Raw genomic sequence first — 19,212 nt, 5'->3', positions numbered from 1 at the left:
CGCGGAAAGCGCCAGAAATGGCGAAATTCCGAAGTTCCAAAAGCCACTCTTCGGAACGACGCCACCTTCCGCCCTGTCAGGTCTCGTTGTTCAGACCTTCCCTAGGTTCCTTGCAGCTTTCGCTCTCAACTTCTGCCTAATCATCATTCTCACGAACTAAGCCCTGTTCCCTCCTTCTGCCGCATCCAACAGACGCCACGGCAACCCGCACGTCCCCCCTGCCATCCGACCTATTGACTACAGCTGTCGTCAGGCCTACGGTAGCGACAACTGTAGTCAGGGAGAGCGCCATGCGCGGCAAGACCATCGGGGACCAGGAGCTGGCCCTGCTGCAATACATCGAAGAACAGCGGCATGCCAGCGTGGGCGAAGTGGCGGCCGCGTTCGGTGAGCCGCGCGGGCTCGCGCGCTCCACCGTGCTGACCATGATGGAGCGGCTGCGGGCCAAAGGCTTCCTGCGCCGCAAGCAGGTCGACGGTGTATACCGCTACAGCGCCACCGCGGGCCAGGACGACGTGGTGCGCGGGGCGGTGGGGCAGTTCGTCGAGAAGACCCTGCAGGGTTCGGTGTCGCCGTTCGTGGCGTGGATGTCGCAACGCGCCGAAGTCAGCGATACCGAACTGGCCGAACTCGAAGCATTGGTCGCCAAGCTGCAGTCGCAGCGTAAGGAGGATTGAGTCATGTCGCCCCTGATCGAAGCGGTGTTATGGAAGCTTGGCGCCACCAGCGTGCAGACCGCGGTGCTGGTGTTGGTGGTGTGGGCGCTGTTCCGCGGCGTGCGCCGCCTGCCGGCAGCCACGCAGACCTGGTTGTGGTGGCTGGTGGGCGTGCAGGCGGTGGTGGGCCTGGTGTGGAGCAACCCGGTCCAACTGCCGGTGCTGCCGGCGCATAGCGTGACGAGCGCGCTGGGCTCGGCCGACAGCCTGGCGCCACTGGCAAACGCCACCGCCGCGGCATCCATGGCCGCGCATGCGGGCGCCACCGCGCAGGCCATGCAGGCTGGCACGTGGTCAATCTGGCCGGTGGCATTGCTGGCGCTGTGGGCGGCCGGCGTGCTGGTGCTGGCCGCCGGCACGGCGCGCGCCTATCTGCGCAGCCGTGCATTGGTGCGCGCGGCGCAGCCCTGCAATGACCAGGCCTTGGTGCAGGCGTTGCAGATGGCAGCTGAGGCGCATGGCTTGTCACGCCCGCCGGCGCTGCGGCTGTCATCGCAAATCGACTCGCCCCAGTTGATCGGCCCGTGGCAACCGGTGTTGCTGCTGCCTGCTGCACGGTTGCCGCACATGGCCGATGACGATCTGGACATGGCGCTGACCCATGAGCTGATCCATCTGCGTCGTGGCGATCTGTGGTGGGGCTTGCTGCCGGCGCTGGCGCAGCACCTGTTCTTCTTCCACCCGCTGGTGCATCTGGCCGCGCGCGAATATGCGATCGCCCGCGAAGCCGCCTGCGATGCCGCCGTGGTCGCCGGGCACCGCCATTGCCGCCATGACTACGGCCGCTTGTTGCTGCAACTGGGCGTGGCGCCGCGCCCGCGCGGTGGCGTGGCAAGCGCCTCGCCTTCGTTCATCAGCTTGAAGCGCAGGCTGTCGATGTTGCAGGACACCCACGCGTTTCCGCGGCTGGCCGCCGCGATGATTTTGGCCGCGGTGGCCGTTTGCGGTGTGCTGCCGCTGCGCCTGGTGGCCATGCCGGTGCCGGCGCCGGTGACCTCTGCCGGCATGCAGCCGGTTGTGGTGACTGCCCCGCCAGCGCCACGTGTACAGGGCAGCAGCACGGCAGAGGCTGCCGACGCCGCAGCGCCGATGCGCGCGTTGCCTGCACCGGCGTTGCCGGCTGTGCCTGCGGAAGCGGCCGCCCCTGCCACGCACGGTGTCATCGCCGATGTGCTGGGCGCCGAACCGCTGCATGACGAGGACGCAGACCCGACAGACAGCGGCTGGAATCTCGACCTGGACCGCATCCGCCGCGATGCCACCCATGACGCGCAAGCCGCCGTGCGCGATGCGTTCGCTGCCGACAACCACGACCTTGAACTACAGCAAGACCGCATGCAGGCCGCACAGGACGCATTGCAGGAAGCACGCGAACAACTGGCCTCCCTCGGCCCGGAACTGGCGCAGGCCAAGCAGGAGGCGCAACAGCAAGCACGCCAAGCCCAGCAGCAGATTCGCGACGTGGCGCAGCAGCATCGTCAGGCGCAATACGCGTATGCCGCCGCGGTGCGACAAGCGGACGCGCTGTCGCGGCACCAGGTCGAGATGGCCAAGCAGGCCGCTCTGCAGGGCCGCGCCGAGGCCAGACGCGGCCAACGGGAAGCGGCGCAAGCGCAACGCGAGGCAGCGCAAGCGCAGGTGGAGGCCGAAAAAGCGCAAGCAGAGGCAGACCAGGCGCAAGCAGAAGCAGAGCGCGTGAACAACTAGACACCATTGACGAAACGCCTGCGCTCACCGTCGGGCGGGCGTGGTGGTACGAGGAGTGAGCAGGCACCACGCATAGGTTCGGGGACGCGTCGCTTCTTGGCGTATTAATTACGCCAGCTGCTCGCCGCCATAGCCGACAGCGGTTCGCACGGGCTTGTCGCTGTCGCAGCGACCCAATCGCGAGAACCCGCGTGGGTCGCGGTAGACCGCACGTTCCCGCGGCGATGGGTTCCGTTGGTCACGGAGCAACACGGCATGGCATGCAGCGTCACTCCACATCCGGCCGTGCACGGCCGGCAGACACGCCGCCGCAGCAAGAGTGGAGAACAGAACGTAGCGAGCAGTCGTCAGGTGGCGTGGCCGGCGCGATCGGAATCGCAGTGCGCGCGGTACATGCCGATTCAGCGCACCGGCCGCACTCACCGTGCGTTGAGTGAAGTCACTTTTTGCTGCTTTTAGCGCAGGTCTTGATGCCAGGCACGTGCCGGCGCAATGCGCTGGCATCGCCTCGGTAAAGGCAGCACTTGCAACACCACGGGCCCGCCACAGCCCGGCACTCCTGCGTCACGACGCCTGCAGCGTCGGCAACGCCGTGGCCGCGTGATCGCTGTTTCCATCCGCCTGCGTGCCCTGCGCAGGCGCACTCAACTCACTGTGCCTTTCGTGGAGATCTCCCATGATCCAGACCACTTCCCCCATGCTGTGCCTGCGTTCGGCGTTGCTGGTGGCCCTTGCCGCAGTTGCCGGCGGCGCGGCCATCGCGCACGCCTCTGCCGTGCTTGCAGTTGCCGGTATGCACACCTCACCTGCTACGCCGGTCTTTGCTGGTTTTGCTACGCCTTCAACGACGCAGGCTGCACCCATTGCCGATGTCGTGCCTGTGGGTGGCATCGCACCGCCTGCGCCAGTAACACCGCAGATGAACGTTGCACGAACCGCGCCGGTTGCCGCTGCGCTGCGCGCGCCTGCGATCACTCCGCTAGCCGCGACCGCACCCACGGCGCCTGCGCCTGCCATTGCCGCCCGGGCAGCACCAGCAGCGCCCCCGGCCAACGCAGGACCTGCCGTACCTGCTGCACCTGCCATGTCTCCAGCAACACCGGTCGCTCCCACTACAGCCGCTGCACCGGCACGGCCGCGCGTCGGCACGCATAAATCCTGCAGCCATGCCACTGCAAACACGCAGCGCGAAGGCGATGCCTACGTGCTGGTGCATGGCGATGGCGAAGTGATGCACGGCACGCCCGATGACCTGCATACGGCGCGCCGCTACGCTGGCGATGGAAGACGCGTGCTGTGGTTTCGCGCCGATGGGACGCAATATCTGGTGCGTGATCCAACCTTGCTCCATCAGCTGGCTGTGGCGTATCTGCGCAGCCAGCAATTGGCCGACGCTCAAGCCAGGTTGGCCGCACGTCAGCAAGACTTGAGCGAACGGCAGGCCGCACTCGCCGCGCAGCTGTCCGCGCATGCCGAGCCGCGCCTGCTGCGGGCCTCGACACGCACAGCATCGGCCACGACGTCCACCTCGGCGCAGCCGCCTGCAACGCCCGATGCGCTGCAGGCGTTGGCCAGGCAGCACCAGGCACTGGCGCAGCGACAGCCCGTGTTGGCGAGCAAGCAGGCCGGTGCATCCCGCCTGGCCACGCAACAGGCATTGAAGGTATTGCGCGAAGCACTGAGAAGCGGGCTGGCGACGCGTATCGACGGTTAGCCGGACTGCGCCGGTCGCGTGCATGTGCGTGCATCGTGGTGCGCTCGCCGATACTGTGCACAGACACAGGCGGCGAGCAGGCCATGACGTATCGGGTAGTGGTATTGGGCGGCTTCGGCCACTTCGGTGCACGCATCGTGCGTGCGTTGGCGGCAACCGCGCAGATCCACGTCATTGCCGCGGGCCGGCGTCCGGGCGATGCAGCGACCACCTGGCCGGATGTCGCACCCGGCCGCATCTCCACCTGCCGCCTGGATATCGATGCAAGCGATTTTTCCGTGCAACTGGCGGCCACCGGCGCCGATGCGGTGGTGCATACCGCCGGGCCGTTCCAGGGACAGCAGTACGCGGTGGCCCGCTGCTGCCTGCAGGCCGGCATGCACTACATCGATCTGGCCGATGGCCGCGCCTTCGTCCGCGATTTCGCCGCGGCGATGGATCCCGCCGCGCGCCAAGCCCAGCGCGTGGCGATCAGCGGTGCCAGTACCTTGCCGGCATTGTCCAGCGCGGTGATCGATGCGCTGTTGCCGCGCTTTTCGGCACTGCACGAGATCGGCACGGTCATCGCACCCGCACAGGGCACGCCGTTGGGTCTGGCCACCGTGCGTGCGGTGCTGTCGTATTGCGGCACGCCTTTCAACTGGTGGCAGGCTGGCCGCTGGCAGCAGGTGGTGGGCTGGGCACGCCCCACGCGCGTGCACTTCGCGCAGCTCGCCCCACGCCTGGCCTCGCCGTGCGATGTGCCCGACCACGACCTGTTGCCGCAGCGCTATCCCGGCGTGCAGACCGTGCAATTTCGTGCGGCGCTGGAAGTGCCGTTCCTGCAGCGCTGCCTGGCCGGCGTCGCCTGGCTACGTCAACGCGGCGTGCCGCTACCGATGCAGCGCCTGGCCGATGCGTTTGCCAACGCCGGGCGCTGGTTTGACCGCTTCGGCACCGATCTGGGCGGCATGCGGGTGGAGCTGCGCGGCACCTGCGATGGCGCGGACGGGGCGAGCCGCCCGCTGGTGCTGCACTGGGACCTCACCGCCGCGATGCTGCATGGCCCGGAAATTCCCTGTTTCGCCGCTGTCTTGCTGATACGCAAGCTCGCTGCCGGGCATCGGCTGCCGATCGGCGCGCATGCCTGCATGGGGCTGCTGACGCTGGCCGATTTCGAGCAGGAGTTTGCCGCGTGGCAGATGACCACGGCGGTGACGCAAGCGCACCGGTGATCGGACGATGCACAAGACCAGCGCAGCGCCAGGCCTTTGCCGAGCACACCAGGCGGGAAACCAAGCTCGCTGTGCGCGGCGGGGAGTTCTGAAACCACGTGGCCGGCGCACATCGCTGCGTCGCCGTCCCAACGCAACCTCAGACCTCTAGCACCGTGCGAAATGCGTCCATGTCGTCGAACGTACAAAAATGAAAGCGTGGCACCGTGATCGGCCCCGCGGCTGCCAGCTGTGTGAGCCAGCCGCGCACCGCGGTGCGATACGCCGTCTGCTCTGCCGCATCCAGCGTGTCGCACAGGTAAGCCAGCGAAATATGAAACTGGAAGTTGGTGTAGTCGGGGCGCTGCAAGCGTGTCAGTTGCATCAGCGCTTGGCGCGCCGCTTCCAGGCGCTGCGCGGTTTGCGTGTCGGCCGGCTTCAATGGAATCAGCAGATTGTCGTTATTGCCGGTCCTGGCTGCCGTCGGGTCGACCAGGAAGCGGCAAGCGCCCAAGGGCGGCGCGGCGCGCTCCTTCAACCGCGCCAGATAGGCCGCGTTGATATCCGCCAAGGCATGGTCGCGCGGCAGATCGCTCGGCCAGGGCCCACGCGCACGGTCGATCTCATTGACCCCGCCCAACAAGGTCACGTGGTAGCTGCTCGGCGGCAGCACGGCGAACTTGTGGGCAAAGCGCTGCTCGGGGAACTCGCGGTAGATATTCAGCACGCGGTCGAAGCTGTCGTAGCCATCGCCCTGTTGTTCCAGGTGACCCACAAAGGTATTGCCGGCAAACGGCATCGGCCGTCGCGAGCGCAGAAACTTGCGGCCCACATCCGAGGGCGGCGGCGTCATGGCCCGTGTGGTGAGACCGGTGGCCAGCAGCGAGGCGCCGGTGGCAGCCATCAGGTGACGGCGGCTGATGCGTGTGTCCAGAAACGACGACATGGAAAAAACCCTCAGAGTTTGACGTTGACGCCGAGCATCACGGTGGGTGCCATTTTCCAGGCCGATTGCACGTATTCCTGGTGGCGGCCGATGCGGTACTCGTAACCCTGGCCGGTCAGGTTGAGCACATCCAGGCTCACGGCCACTGCCGGCGAGACGTCCCAGGCCAGCTTCAGGTCCAGACGGTCCAGCGGCTGTTGGTAGCGGTTGCGATAAAACTCCTGCTGGTTGCTGTAGTTGGGGTAGCGGTCGTCCCACAGCTCGCCGGTCCGGCTCCAGGCCAGGGTGCCGCGCAGCGGCCCACGGGCGTAATTCAGGGTCAGATTCCACAGCTGCTTGGGTTGCTGCGGCAGCACCGACAAGGTGGTGCGGCTGCCATCGCCGAGCACCACCGGGTAGTCCACGTCCAGGAAGGTGACATTGGCACCGACCGACAGCCCGGCCAGCGCGGGAAGCCACGGGCCCAGTTCCTTGATCGCGCCGAGTTCGGCGCCGCGCATGCGGACCGGCCGGTCGGTATTGCGCGGTTGGGTGACCAGCACCTGCTCGCCGTCGATGCTCTGCAGCTGGCCGTAACGGAAAATCTCGTTGTCGATGGTCTTGTGGAACAGCGCGATCGACAGCAGGCTGCCGCCATCGTCGAACGTCCAGTCGTGGCCAAGGTCCAGATTCTGCGAGCGACGCGGCTGCAGATCCGGGTTGCCCTGGTTGAGCGTGGGCGGGTTGCTGCCCAGTGTGAGCACGCCGCCGTTCAAGGCCATCTGGTCCAGGCGCGGTCGCCCGATCGAGCGCGAGGCGCCGAAGCGCAAGGTGCCGTTGGCACTGGTCTGCACCTGGCCGGCCAGCGATGGCAACCAGTTGCGGTAGGTGCGTTGCGCACTGACAGGCGCCCAGACGGTTCCGCTCAATTGTTGGCCACTGCTGCCAAAGCGGGTCTGCTCCAGGCGCACGCCGCCGGTCAACCGCCAGCGCTCGCCGCGCCACTGTGCTTGTGCGAAGCCGGCGCGCACCTGCTCATCCACCGTGTAGGTGCCGCTGTTCTGCGCGGTGGTGTCCACCACGCCGCGCGCCTGGCCGGACGCGGCCTCCCAGCGGGCGTCGGCCAGGTCCGGGTCGATGGTCAACATGGGCGCGTTGCAACCCAGGGCGCAGGTGGGATCGCCCAGCACATCGGCCAGCGAATAGGGCAACCCGCTCCAGGTCGTGCGCTGGAACGCGGTCTGCATGTGCGTGCGCACCTGTCGCAGGCCCCAGGCCAGTCCCAGCCCGCGGCTGTCGTCGTCCATGTTGCGACGTAGCTCCAGTTGCAGGTCGCTCACCCGTTCGGCGTAGGTGGTGCGCTCCTGCTGGTGGTTGAGGTTGGCGTAGCGGGTCGGGTCGTCGGCCAGTGCCGGGTCCAGGGCCGTGAATGCCGGCAGGGTGCCATTCCAATCGAAGCCGTAAGCCAGGCGGTTCTGCTGGAAGCGGTCCCAGGTCTGCGGGTTGTCCACCGTGGCGCGCGAGGTGCTTGCCCGCAGCGCGCCGCGCCACTGGCCAGGCAGCTCGGCCAGCAGTTCGCCGTTGATGCCGGACAGCCCCCGCTTCCAGCGCAGTTGCCCCAACTCGACGAGCTGGTTGAGATTGTCCAGCGTGCCGCTTTGCGGGCCGCTGCGGGTCAGGCGCGCGCTGTTCTGCACCTGGGCGGCCTGGGTATTGCGGTCGGAGGATTCGCGCTGGTTGAAGGTGTAGCCGGACACATGGCCGCTGAGCGGACCGTCCGGCTGCCAATCCACGCGCGCGGTCACGCCGCGCCGTTCGCGGGTGTTGTCGTAGTTGTACCAGCGCCGTTCGCTGGGCACCGCAGCGCCGGTGCCGCCATAGGCCGACGGCGCGCGCGTGCCATCGGCGTTGTACCATTTCAGGGCGCCTCCATTTTCCTGCTGCGGCACCGAAATCTCACGGCGCCAGATGCTGGCCGCACCCAAAAACGCGAACTGGCCGTCACGCCCGAAGCGCTTGCCCCATTTCAGCTCGCCTTCGCCCACCGGCGTGCGGCCGCCATAGCGGCTTCCCATGAGGTTGGCGCCGCCCTTGGCCGAGGCGGTCAGCAGGCCATCGGGCCGGGCAAAGCCGGTGGCGGTGACCAGGTTGGTCACGCCCCCGATCGCGCCACCATCGTTCTCCGGCAGCAGCGACTTCACCACATCGATGCGGTCCACGAAGTTCGCCGGCAGCACATCCATCAGCGCCTGGCGGCTACCGATGTCGTTGCTGGCGAATGCAAAGCCGTCGATCAGCATGCTGTTGTAGTTGCCGTTGAGGCCGCGCACCGTCACATAGCGCGGTTCGCCCTGGTACTCGACCGTGCTCACGCCGGTGACCCGGCGCAGCGCATCGCCCACATTGAAGTCCGGCAATTGCCCGATGCTGTCGGCAGCGACCGAATCCACGATGGTGGGCGCCGCCTGCTTGGTGGCGATGGCGCGCGTGTTCTGCGACTGGACCGGGTTGCGCACCTGCACCGCATCCATGGTCAGCGCGTCGGCTCCGCCGGACATGTCCGCAGCGGTGGATTGCCAGGGAAGCCAAGCGATCAAGGCCAGCCCCAGCGCCAGCGATAGCGCATGCGGATGCGGATGCGGTGGGCCAGACAGGGCAGCGCAACGGGGTCGGGAAGGGGGATGCAACAGGCGCATGGCACGATACCAACGTCGATGGCCCCAACGCAGGGCCGCGGACGGATTAAATTAAGCTGCTTAATTAAAGCGATTATGACAACGACGGACGTTTCGCCCTGCATGCCCTCTTTGTTCGCAAACGTAGCTATTCGTTCGCATTACCGCTGTCGCAGCGATGGGCAGGCCGCCGGTTCCAACGAGCGCCTGCTGCTGGATCTGATCCGCAGGGCCGGGCAGTTCGAGCGTGCGGATCTGCCGCGCGCCAGCGGGCTCAGCGTGCCCGGCATCAAGGGCATCGTCGACCCGCTGGTGGCGCACGGCCTGCTGCAGTTGCGGCCCTCGCTGCGGCGTGGCCGTGGCCAACCGAGCGCGCAGGTGAGTCTGGTGCCGGGGTATGCATACAGCGTCGGAGTGTCGGTGATGGTCGATGGCTTTGCAGTGGTGCTGATCGACTTCGCCGGCCAGGTTCGTGGCATGCGCCAGCTCACGGCCTTCCCGCTGACGCTGGCGGTGGTGCGTGCACGACTGCCGGCCTTGGTGGAGGCGTTGCTACGGGCGGCCGGCGTGGATCGGCAGCATGTGTTCGGCGTCGGTCTGAGCATGACCGGCCCGCGCATCGGCGATGGCACCCGGGTCAATCCGCCCTTGTCGCTGGCAGCGGAATGGATGCAGGTGGAGCTGGATCGGTTTGTCGCCGATTGCCTGCAGCTACCGGTCTGGATGGACAACGACGCCCATTGCGCCGCCCTGGCCGAGGCCGTGTACGGCATTGGCCGCCAATCGCCAGATCTGGTCTATCTGTCGATCTCCGACGGCTTTGCTGCCGGCGTGATTGCTGCCGGCAAGGTGCGCCGCGGCGAACATGGCAATGTGGGCGAACTGGGGCGCATCTCGGCCATCACCGGCATGGCGCGGCCAACGCTGGAAAGCCTGCGCCAGGCGCTGGCTGCCGATGGCTACGCGCTGCCGGACCTGCACACCATGCTGCAGCACTACGATGCGGCGTGGCCGCAGATCGACGCGTGGCTGGATGCAGTGCAGCCGACCGTGACGCTTGCGGTGGCGGCGATCATTGCGTTGATCGATCCGCGTGTGATTGTTTTTGGCGCGCGCCTGCCAACCGATCTTGCGCAACGGCTGATCGCCCGCATCGCCTTCGAACCTGCGCCGCGGCGGGGCGTTGCATTGCCGTATCCGACCCTGCAGGTCGGGCAGGTGACGGCGCATGCCACCGTGCTGGGCGCGGCCATGCTGCCGTTCAAGGAAACGCTGTTCTAGCGCGCGTCATGCGCGGCGATATGCGCGCCAAGCGCTGTGCACCGCTGCCAAACAAGGCATGCGCTGCGCGCCCGCACAACGCGCGCAACGCAGGCATCGTTTCGCATCCCGGCGGTACTTTTCGCCTAATTTGCGAATTGTCATATGCCACGCGCTTTACTGGCCGCCCGCCGCGTTTTCGAGGTCATCATGCGTATCGGTCCTCTGCAACCTTCTGTCGCGCGCACTGCTGCGGCGGCATTACCAGCGCACACCAGTGCGATCAGCCCGACGCAGGTGCCGCACATGCCGGGCGACACCCCGCCACTGCGAGAACGGCCGCGTCGCCGCGCCGGCAGCGTGCCCCCGCTGGTGCCACTGAACGACAGCGCGATGACCGGCAAGCCGGCCCTGGTGGCGCTCGACAGCGAATTCTCCGAGCAGCGCCTGGCCGAAGTGCAGGCGCGCCAGATCACCGTGCAGACACTGCAAACCAAGCTTGCCACGCATCTTGCGCAGGCCGGCACGGCGCTCAAACCCGACAGCATTGCGGCACGCTTTGCCGCCGGGACACTGGAACCGGTGTATCTGGATACCGCCGCCTTCAGTGCCATGTCGCGCGGAATGCCCGCACGCGCACGTGCGGCGGCAGACCCGGTGCTGATCGACGCGCAGCAGGGTCGCATCATCTTCAATCTGCAGCGCGCGTTTGCGCCTGGCGACAGTTTCAGCGACGCGGCGCTTGCCGCACTTGGCAAGCAGTTGAATCTTTCCGGCCACGGGCTGGCGACGCCGAACTGGCTGCAGCCTGCCGCACGCGCGCCGGGGCGGCGCAAGTTGCAGCAAGCCGCGCGCTACCACGGCCACGAGGTGCCGGCCCGCGACGGTGGCGCCGGGTTCTTCAAGGCCAACGACCATCGTCTGCTGGAAGGCAAGCAAGCGCTGTTGCGCAATCATCGAAAATCGCTCGTGCACGACCACTACTTCGAAGCACCCAGCACGCGTGCGTTCGGAAAGGACGTCATGGTGCATCGCGGGCTGTTCGATAACCACGCCGGCATCCCGGAAAACTCGCTGGCATCCATCGATCATGCCTACGAGCAGGGCTACCGCAATCTGGAGCTGGACGTCGAAGTCAGTGCCGATGGCGTGCCGGTGTTGATGCACGATTTCAGTGTTGGCCGAATGGCAGGCGACCCGCAGAACCGATTGGTGTCGCAGCTTCCGTTCGCCGAGCTGCGCGAAATGCCGCTGGTGATTCGCAACCCGTCTGACGGTAACTACGTCAAGACCGACCAGACCATCGCCGGCGTGGAGCAGATGCTGGAGCACGTGCTCAAAAAGCCCGAACCGATGTCGGTAGCGCTGGATTGCAAGGAAAATACCGGCGAAGCGGTGGCGATGCTGCTGATGCGCCGGCCGGACTTGCGCAAGGCTGCGGCGATCAAGGTCTATGCCAAGTACTACACGGGCGGCTTTGACCAATTCCTGTCCAATTTGTACAAGCACTACCAGATCAACCCGTTGCACTCGCAGGACGCGCCGCGCCGCGCCGCGCTGGATCGCTTGCTGGCCAAGATCAACGTGGTGCCGGTCTTGAGCCAGGGCATGTTGAACGATGAGCGCTTGCGTGGCTTCTTTCACAGCAATGAGCAGGGCGCCGAAGGACTCGCAGACACCGCAATGCAGTGGCTGGACAGCTGGACCAAGATGCGCCCGGTGATCGTGGAGGCGGTGGCCACCGACGACAGCGATGCCGGCAAGGCCATGGAAGCGGCTCGGGCGCGGATGCGCCAGCCTGACTCGGCCTACGCAAAGGCCGCGTATTCGGTGAGCTACCGGTATGAGGACTTTTCCGTACCGCGCGCCAATCACGACAAGGACTACTATGTTTACCGCAACTTCGGTGAGCTTCAAAAGCTCACCGACGAGGGCTTCGGCGTCAAGCGCACCACGGCCGGTGCGTTTCGCGATGATGGCGAAAGCCTGTTGACCGATCAGCCCGAGGCGGAATTGCTCGCCATCCTGGAAAACCGCACGCTGGCCCGGGGCCATACCGGCAACGAACTCGACGTGCCGCCGGAAACGCCCATCGATATCAACCGGGACGCCGAGATCGTGCAGCAGCGAACCCGGCAATTCCAGGCCAGTTCCATCCCCGCCGACCCGAACCACATCGCCGCGGTTCGCGAAGGCAAACAACACGATCACACTGCAGACATGGTGAATGACCCTGCGGCAGCGCGTGCGTTGGACAAGCGCGCCAAAGCGCTTGGCGTGCTGACCGACAAATACCGTGGCGCTCCTGTGACTCACTACCTCAATGAGCAGGCCAGGCAGACCGAGACGGATTGAGCCTTCTAACCTCACCGCCCCGATTGGCAGGTCGAGCGCTTGGGGCGGCATGCAGGCGCCCCAAGCCACGGTCGGGCAACGTCAGGACTTGCGAGAGCTCATGCACCTGCACCGGCAAGCCAGCGCCCGAGCGATGGGGCGCCTGAGCAGGCGCGCTGCAGGGCACTGCATCCACGTGCCGCTGCGTGCGATGTCGCGTTACATGCATCTGCATCCGCACTTGCCTCCCATCGATGCATCGGTGGAGGCAAGTGCGTGATCTCTTCGGAGTAACCCCGCAGCCGCCTGCAGTGCGCCACCACTGCATTGGATGCTTTCCATCGCAAGCATTCATCCATGGCAGACGCGCCATATGCGCGTCACGCCGCAATGAATGACCGGACGGGTGGTCGTGGATTGCACAACGTGCGCCGAGCGCCCTGTAGTGGGGTCAGTCAAGCCGACGTTCTGCCCCGCACCACCGACTCACCGCAACCGCATGACCCCATCAAGGCGTGCACGCCAACGTCAGCGCATTGCGCTCCTGCGCGTCCACCGCCACCAACCGTTGCATCAGTAGCGACAGCGTCACCACATCCTGATGGTTGTGCTCGGCCACGCGGCGCAGGTTGCGCGCGCTGCCGCCACGCAGGTAACTCAACCAGGCCGCCGGGGCCTCGGAGCCGGGCAGGTCGTCTTCGCGTACCACGCGCAGCAGTTGCCGTTCGATGGTGGCGAGCTTGCAGTTCTCCCAGGTGCCGCGATAGCGCCGGCGGGTGGGGAACAGCAGGTCCACATGGTCCAGTGCAGAAAGCGGGTCGCCGCGACGTGCCAGGCGGTAGCGCGTCTTCAGCAGCGGGGCGTCGTAGCAGCGACCGTTGTAGCTGGACAGCACGGTGCGCGGTGTCAGCCAGGTGCGGAACAGATCCAGCATCGCGCTTTCGGCCGCCATCGTGGACATCATCAATTGACGCACGCGCAGGCCGCTGCCTTGCACGGCATCGACAACCCAATCAGCCACGCCGATCATGAAGGCACGGGTGCCGGTACCGCCGGCCAGCCCGGTGGTTTCGGTATCGAAGAACAGCAGGTCCATCGGGTCGACGGCATCGTCGCGTTTGGCGAAAGCCAGCGAGAGCGCCTCGGTGGGAATCGCCTGCGGCAGGAACGCCTGGATCAGATGCAGGCCGGGCGCGATCTCGTTGCCGGGCAGAGATCGGTCGGTGGATGGCGCGCGGACCGGTGCGTGCGCCGAGACCGCGCGCTCGCGCAGGCCGATCATCTTGCGCAGGCCGGCGATATCGGTGCGGCGTTGTACCGGATGTACCGGCGACGTCGAGGCGGGCGATGCCGTCGTTGGGCCGCGCCCTGTCGGCCACTGGCTTGCGCTATCCGTATCCACAGCGATGATTGCATCGACATCGACATCGACATCGACATCGACAGTCGACGGCAGCGCCGGCTTGTGGCGCACGTCGTGCTCCACCCACGCAAATACCGATGCGTCGCGCGCAGGCGGTGCAGGTATGGGCGACTGCAAGGCGCGGGGCGTGCGTGTTGATGCGGCGCATGCCTCGTTGGGGTGGCCGGCCACGGCGCCATGACGTGCAGCCGCGTTCTCTCGCAGCGGCGGGCGCGCAGCAGGTAACGCGGCGCTGGGGACCGCGGCCCGCTGTGCGCGTGTCGGCATGACCGCATCGGCCTTGCGCGCGGCAGGCGTCAGCCCGCCAACCTGACGGCGCAGCAGGCGCAGACGTTCGGCGCTGACACCCGGTGCATGCCCAGGCGCAGGCATCGTGCCCTGCGTGTCCGTGCCGGCAGCCGGCGGCGCAACCTCACCGACAGGCGCAGCATCCACGGCCTTCGCATCCACCGCCGCCGCATCGTGTAGCGCATCGCCGTCATCAGCCACCACCGGCGCACGCACATCCGCCTGCCCGGCCTGACGCCGCAGCAAGCGCAGCCGGTCCGCACTCACACTCATGCAAGCACGTCCAGCGCCAGGTCCTCGTCCACCTGCGCGGCATGCCGCAACGGCGCATCGGCATCGAACAACAACGCCAGCACCGTCAGTGCCAGCGACTTGGGCGATTCGCCCTTGGCGGCTTCGTGCGCGGCCAGCACCGGGCCCACGCAGGCCGGGCAACCGGCGCTGCAATCGCACCGCCGCACCAACTCGTCCGCGCGCTGCAGCAGCTCGGCCTGGCGCAGCCACAGCGGCTCGCTCAAGCCCACCCCGCCAGGGAAGTTGTCGTACAGATAGACCGTGGGTACGAACGCCTGCTGCAATTCCACCGTGGCCGCATCGCCTTCTTCCGCGCCGCGCAGTTGCCCACGCCCGGTCTGGTCGGCCACCGCAAACCAGGCGCCGTCGCCATTGCCCACGGCCTTTTGCAGATCGCGCGCATCGGCCATCACCGCCACCGTGGCGACCACGTGCAGCGCGTAGGCAGCACCGAGGAAGCCATCCAGCGCATCCTGCTTGGACGCAAAGGCCTTGCCCAAGGTCGCCTGCGGCAACTGCCACCACACCGCGGTGGTGTGCAATTCCTGGTCGGGCAGGTTCACCGGCCCGTAACCGATGTTTTCATGCGTGTAGTAGCGGATCTTCTTGTAGCCGGACACGCGCCGCACCACATGCACTTCGCCATGGTGCGAGTTGCCACGGCCGGCCACGCCGCCGTCGAAGCGGTCCAGCACCTTGAGCTTGGTGTAGTCGATGCTATCGGTGTAGTAGTCCACATGCGTGCGCGTCACATACGCCTTGCGGCCTTCCCAGTCCAGTCGCTCCACCTGGTACGGCGTGCTCTGCACCATGTGGATGGCGCCTTCGTACAAGGTGAGCGCAGCGGCCGAATAATCCACCTCGGCGATGATCTGCTGCTTGCCGTCGCTCTTGTCCACCACCACGAAGTTGCCATCGGCCACCGAGCGCAGGCTCACCGCATTGGCCGGGTAGCTGTCGGCGATCCATTCCCAGCGATCGCCTTCCTGGTGGATCACCTCGCTTTCGGCCAGCGCTTCCAAAAAGACCAGCGGGTCGATCGGGCCGAATGGCTCGTCGGCGATGAACGGCAGCTCGAATGCCGCGCAACGGATGTGATCGAACAGGATCAGCGGCTGATCCGGCGCGGTACGCGCATGTTCGGGCGAGGCATCGGCGAAGAAATCCGGATGCCGCACCACGTACTGGTCCAGCGGTTGTGAACTTGCCACCAGTACGCCGAGCGCCGGTTGCTGGCGACGCCCGGCGCGGCCGAAGCGCTGCCACGTCGCGGCCACGCTGCCGGGATAACCGTTGAGGATCACCACGTCCAGCGCACCGATATCCACGCCCAGTTCCAGCGCTGAGGTGGAAATGATGCCGTCGATCGTGCCCGCACGCATCGCACGCTCTACCTCGCGGCGCTCGGTGGGCAGATAGCCGCCGCGGTAGGCGCGAATGCGTGCCGGCTTGCGCGGGTCGTGGTCGAAGATGTCCTTCAGATACTTGGTCAGCACTTCCACCATCAGCCGCGTCTGCGCGAACACCAGCGTCTTCAGGCCGCTCTTGATGGCGATACGCGCGATGCGGTTGCTCTGCGAACGCGCCGAGGCACGCAGGCCCAGATCCGCATTGACCACCGGCGGGTTCCACAACAGCACATGCTTGTCGCCGGTGGGCGCGCCGGATTCGGTGATGGCATGCACCTGCTCTTCGATCAAGGCCTGCGCGTGCGCATGCGGGTTGCCGATGGTGGCCGAGCACAGGATGAATTGAGGCGTGGCGCCATAGAACGCGCAGATGCGCTTGAGCCGGCGCAGCACGTTGGTGACGTGGCTGCCGAACACGCCGCGGTAGGTGTGGATCTCGTCGATCACCACATAGCGCAGGTTTTCGAAGAACTGCGCCCACTTGGTGTGATGCGGCAGGATCGCCTGATGCAGCATGTCCGGGTTGCTCACCACGATGTCGCCATGCAGCCGAATCGCCTGGCGCGCATCGCCGGGCGTGTCGCCATCGAAGGTGAAGGCTTTCACGCCCAGCTCGCCGGCGCGGTTCAACTCCAGCAGCTCGGCCACCTGGTCCTGCGCCAGCGCCTTGGTCGGGAACAGGTACAAGGCCTTGGCGCCGCTGGTCATCGCCGCGCTCACCACCGGCAGCGTGTAGCACAGCGATTTGCCCGAGGCGGTGGGCGTCACGATCGCCACATGCTCGCCGCGCTGTGTCGCCGCCCAGGCATCGGCCTGGTGGCTGTAGAGCTGGCTGATGCCGCGCGCGCGCAAGGCGTCGGCCAGCGCCCCGGGCACATCGTCGGGAATCGGCGCATAGCGGCCCGCGCGCCCGGGGATGGTGAAGCTGCCGGTGATGCGGTCGTGGTAGCGCCGTTCCAGGCGCTGCGTAAGCAGTGCGCCATCGCGGCTGGGCCGGCCATCGGTGGTGGCCAGCGCGCGTTCGGCGGTTTCGGTGCGGGGAGCGAGGGCAAACGGAGGCATACGGCAAAGGCTCCCAAAGCGGGAGATCAAACGAAAAGGATGTCTCAGGGTATGAGACCGGCGCGCCGGCGCCCAGCCTGCCTCACTGAGCGGATTCAGCAAGCCGGGTATCCTGTCGCCCCCACAGCGTCACGGCTGCCTTGCACGCTATGGGGATCCCCCACACCGAAGAAACGCCGTGCCCGTGCCTGCCAACGTCACTGCTCCGCATTACAAGTCCGTTTCTGCCCGTCGCGCCGATATCGCGGTACATGCCGCCGGCCTGTTGCTGGCCATCGTCGGCGGCGCCTGGATGGTGGTGCGCGCGCACGCCAACCAGACCATGCTGCTGGCCACCTGCATCTATGCGCTGGGGCTGCTGGTGATGTTCGCCTGTTCGGCGGCCTACAACTTCGCCCCGCCGCAGCGCCAACCGATGCTGCGCAAGTTCGATCACGCCGGCATCTTCGTCATGATCGCCGGCTCCTACACGCCGTTCTTCCTGGTGGCACTGGACGGCACCTGGCGCTGGGTGATGATCCTCAGCGTCTGGTGCGTGGCCTTGTTCGGCGTGTTCGCCAAGCTATGCCTGCCCGGCATCGCCAAGGGCTTCTGGGTGGCGATCTATCTGCTGCTGGGCTGGGCCGGCATCGTGGTGATCAACCAGATGATCGCCGGGCTGGACAGCGCGGTGCTATGGCTCATCGTTGCCGGCGGCGCCTTCTACACCGTGGGCGTGGCGTTCTACGTGCGCAAATCCATGGTCTACAACCGCGCCATCTGGCACGCCCATGTGCTGGGCGGCGCACTGTCGCACTGGTGCGCCATCTGGCTGTGCCTGCGGCCGTTGGCGGAGGGGTGACCACGCAGTGTGGCGTCCTCGGGCCGGCCGCTTGCCTGGCCCGAAGTGATACTTTAATGTCACTGCATGCGCACCGAACTTGTCACCACGCTCAAGCGTCAGGCGACCGAACTCCTTGCAGCTGCAGAGCGCGACAAGGAGCCAATCCTGATCACACAGCACGGTTTACCCAGTGCTTATCTGGTGGATGTTGCCAGCTATGAGCGCATGCAGCAGCGCATTGCGCTCCTCGAAGGAATCGCCCGGGGAGAAATGGCAGTCGCGGACGGCCGTACGCTGAGCCATGAACAGGCACAGCAACGCATGGCGCGATGGCTGAAATAATCTGGTCGGTGCCGGCATTGGCTGATCTGGACGCAATCGCCGACTACATCGCAATCGATAACGCACCCGCTGCAGCGGCGCTGGTGAAACGGGTGTTCGCGCACGTTGAGCAATTGATTGAACACCCGGACAGCGGAAGCCGGCCACAGGAACTCAAGCGCTCGCGCTATCGCCAGATTGTCGAACCACCTTGCCGCGTGTTCTACCGCGTGGATGGGCAGCGCATCGTGGTGGTGCACGTAATGCGGTCGGAGCGCGCGCTTCGCGGGAACCGTCTTTCACGCTGAGAGCGGCCAACAAAACCACGGCACAGCCGCCAGGCAGGCGCGGCCGGTGCTCGGTGCAGCATGCACCACGCCGACACTCCGGTTGTGAGTGCGCCGTCCCCATCCAGCTGACGACTGCTCGCCACCGTCTGTTAGCCGCTCTACGGCCGGCAGGCACTCCAAGCGCCTGCCGCATCCCATCATTCCACCACGCGCGGTGCCAACAGGTCGTCCAATCCCACACGGTGCAGCATCTCTGCACGCAGGCGATCGAGGACCGCAAAGCCCACGTCGGCGCCATCGCCCGCCGGGTCGATATGCACCCGGAACGGCCGCTTGCCGAACGGTGTGTCCACCACCTGCACGATCGCCTGCGCCACCTCGGCCACGTCGGCGTCTTCGGGCACCAGGCGCGCAAACGCCTGCTGCACCTGCTCGCCAAAGCCTGCATACGGGCCGGCCTCGTACGCAGCGGCGCGCGCGGCATCGTCCGGCGTACCGGCATGGGCGAAGTGGTTGGTGCCCTTGGTGAAGGCGCCGGGCACGATGATCGAGGTTTCGATGCCCCAGCGCGCCAACTCGCGTGCGTACTGCACCGCCAGCGCATCGGTAATCCCCCCACAGGTTAGCAGACGCCAGAAGTGGAATTTTCTCGTCCCCTTTCCCGAGGAGGTTCCATGAAGAAGTCCCGCTTTACCGACAGCCAGATCATCGCCGTGCTCAAGCAGGCCCAGGCCGGTGCGCCCGTGCCGGAGCTGTGCCGCGAGCACGGCATCAGCTC

15 protein-coding genes, 2 other RNA genes and 1 pseudogene are annotated in these 19,212 nt (G+C 66.5%); 11 read left to right on the top strand and 7 right to left on the bottom strand.

Features of this window, described 5'->3' with window-relative positions; translation table 11 throughout:
• Positions 1-290 precede the first annotated feature (290 nt).
• Both J7360_RS17125 and J7360_RS17120 read left to right on the top strand, forming a co-directional pair.
• A complete protein-coding gene (locus J7360_RS17125; protein ID WP_003482061.1) occupies positions 291-677 on the top strand; it encodes a BlaI/MecI/CopY family transcriptional regulator in 387 nt (128 codons plus the stop codon).
• 3 nt (positions 678-680) lie between these two features.
• A complete protein-coding gene (locus J7360_RS17120) occupies positions 681-2,423 on the top strand; it encodes a M56 family metallopeptidase (RefSeq protein WP_209034317.1) in 1,743 nt (580 codons plus the stop codon).
• A 321-nt stretch (positions 2,424-2,744) separates the two neighbouring features.
• On the opposite strand, the gene J7360_RS17115 is transcribed toward J7360_RS17120, so the two are convergent.
• Both J7360_RS17115 and J7360_RS21450 read right to left on the bottom strand, forming a co-directional pair.
• A non-coding RNA gene (locus J7360_RS17115) (sX9 sRNA) lies at positions 2,745-2,818 on the bottom strand.
• A 169-nt stretch (positions 2,819-2,987) separates the two neighbouring features.
• Complete coding sequence (locus tag J7360_RS21450) at positions 2,988-3,182, bottom strand: hypothetical protein (protein WP_226982485.1); 195 nt, start codon at positions 3,180-3,182, stop codon at positions 2,988-2,990.
• A 325-nt stretch (positions 3,183-3,507) separates the two neighbouring features.
• On the opposite strand from J7360_RS21450, the gene J7360_RS17100 reads away from it, so the two are divergent.
• A complete protein-coding gene (locus J7360_RS17100; protein WP_244667826.1) occupies positions 3,508-4,137 on the top strand; it encodes a hypothetical protein in 630 nt (209 codons plus the stop codon).
• A gap of 32 nt (positions 4,138-4,169) precedes the next feature.
• Positions 4,170-5,351, top strand: coding sequence for a saccharopine dehydrogenase NADP-binding domain-containing protein (locus tag J7360_RS17095; protein ID WP_057664128.1), 1,182 nt, complete (start codon positions 4,170-4,172; stop codon positions 5,349-5,351).
• Between the two features lie 139 nt (positions 5,352-5,490).
• On the opposite strand, the gene J7360_RS17090 is transcribed toward J7360_RS17095, so the two are convergent.
• Together J7360_RS17090 and J7360_RS17085 are read right to left on the bottom strand one after the other, a co-directional pair.
• The gene (locus tag J7360_RS17090; protein ID WP_007964877.1) at positions 5,491-6,276 is read right to left on the bottom strand and encodes a DUF1868 domain-containing protein; all 786 of its coding nucleotides are present in this window, start codon (positions 6,274-6,276) and stop codon (positions 5,491-5,493) included.
• Between the two features lie 11 nt (positions 6,277-6,287).
• Positions 6,288-8,951 (bottom strand): TonB-dependent receptor, encoded by a 2,664-nt coding sequence (locus J7360_RS17085; protein WP_209034315.1) that lies wholly within the window; start codon positions 8,949-8,951, stop codon positions 6,288-6,290.
• A 102-nt stretch (positions 8,952-9,053) separates the two neighbouring features.
• Between J7360_RS17085 and J7360_RS17080 the strand changes: the two genes are divergently transcribed.
• Both J7360_RS17080 and avrBs2 read left to right on the top strand, forming a co-directional pair.
• Positions 9,054-10,211 carry an ROK family protein gene (locus J7360_RS17080; protein WP_209034313.1) on the top strand — a complete coding sequence of 386 codons (1,158 nt, stop codon included), beginning with the start codon at positions 9,054-9,056 and terminating at the stop codon, positions 10,209-10,211.
• Between the two features lie 144 nt (positions 10,212-10,355).
• Positions 10,356-12,545, top strand: a complete 2,190-nt coding sequence (gene avrBs2 / locus J7360_RS17075; RefSeq protein WP_209034311.1) for a type III secretion system effector avirulence protein AvrBs2 — start codon at positions 10,356-10,358, stop codon at positions 12,543-12,545.
• Positions 12,546-13,032: 487 nt separating this feature from the next.
• On the opposite strand, the gene J7360_RS17070 is transcribed toward avrBs2, so the two are convergent.
• Both J7360_RS17070 and J7360_RS17065 read right to left on the bottom strand, forming a co-directional pair.
• Positions 13,033-14,508, bottom strand: a complete 1,476-nt coding sequence (locus tag J7360_RS17070) for a ribonuclease H-like domain-containing protein (RefSeq protein ID WP_057663402.1) — start codon at positions 14,506-14,508, stop codon at positions 13,033-13,035.
• The gene (locus J7360_RS17065; RefSeq protein ID WP_057663399.1) at positions 14,505-17,000 is read right to left on the bottom strand and encodes a DEAD/DEAH box helicase; all 2,496 of its coding nucleotides are present in this window, start codon (positions 16,998-17,000) and stop codon (positions 14,505-14,507) included. Before J7360_RS17065 ends, J7360_RS17070 begins: the two co-directional genes overlap by 4 nt.
• 178 nt (positions 17,001-17,178) lie before the next feature.
• Here J7360_RS17065 and J7360_RS17060 point away from each other — a divergent pair, with 178 nt between their 5' ends.
• The 4 genes from J7360_RS17060 to J7360_RS17045 all read left to right on the top strand — a co-directional run bounded on the left by J7360_RS17060 (position 17,179) and on the right by J7360_RS17045 (position 18,589).
• A complete protein-coding gene (locus J7360_RS17060) occupies positions 17,179-17,841 on the top strand; it encodes a hemolysin III family protein (protein ID WP_029818121.1) in 663 nt (220 codons plus the stop codon).
• Between the two features lie 66 nt (positions 17,842-17,907).
• Positions 17,908-18,165: a type II toxin-antitoxin system Phd/YefM family antitoxin gene (locus J7360_RS17055; protein ID WP_029818122.1), complete on the top strand. Its 258-nt coding sequence runs from the start codon at positions 17,908-17,910 to the stop codon at positions 18,163-18,165.
• A complete protein-coding gene (locus J7360_RS17050) occupies positions 18,153-18,452 on the top strand; it encodes a type II toxin-antitoxin system RelE/ParE family toxin (RefSeq protein WP_033479617.1) in 300 nt (99 codons plus the stop codon). The genes J7360_RS17055 and J7360_RS17050 overlap by 13 nt, the downstream gene beginning before the upstream one ends.
• A 60-nt stretch (positions 18,453-18,512) precedes the next feature.
• Positions 18,513-18,589, top strand: a non-coding RNA gene (locus tag J7360_RS17045) — sX9 sRNA.
• Between the two features lie 42 nt (positions 18,590-18,631).
• Here the strand turns inward: J7360_RS17045 and J7360_RS17040 are convergent.
• Positions 18,632-19,039, bottom strand: a pseudogene (locus J7360_RS17040) (oxidoreductase); the annotation flags it as partial.
• 69 nt (positions 19,040-19,108) lie between these two features.
• On the opposite strand from J7360_RS17040, the gene J7360_RS17035 reads away from it, so the two are divergent.
• Positions 19,109-19,212 (top strand): transposase (locus J7360_RS17035; protein ID WP_134813579.1); only part of this gene is annotated, 104 nt, incomplete at its 3' end.

Source organism: Xanthomonas sp. D-99 (assembly GCF_017746145.1).
GTDB lineage: Bacteria > Pseudomonadota > Gammaproteobacteria > Xanthomonadales > Xanthomonadaceae > Xanthomonas > Xanthomonas cissicola.
The sequence above is the reverse complement of the archived record's forward strand: the minus strand, read 5'-3'. Positions and strand labels throughout refer to the sequence as shown.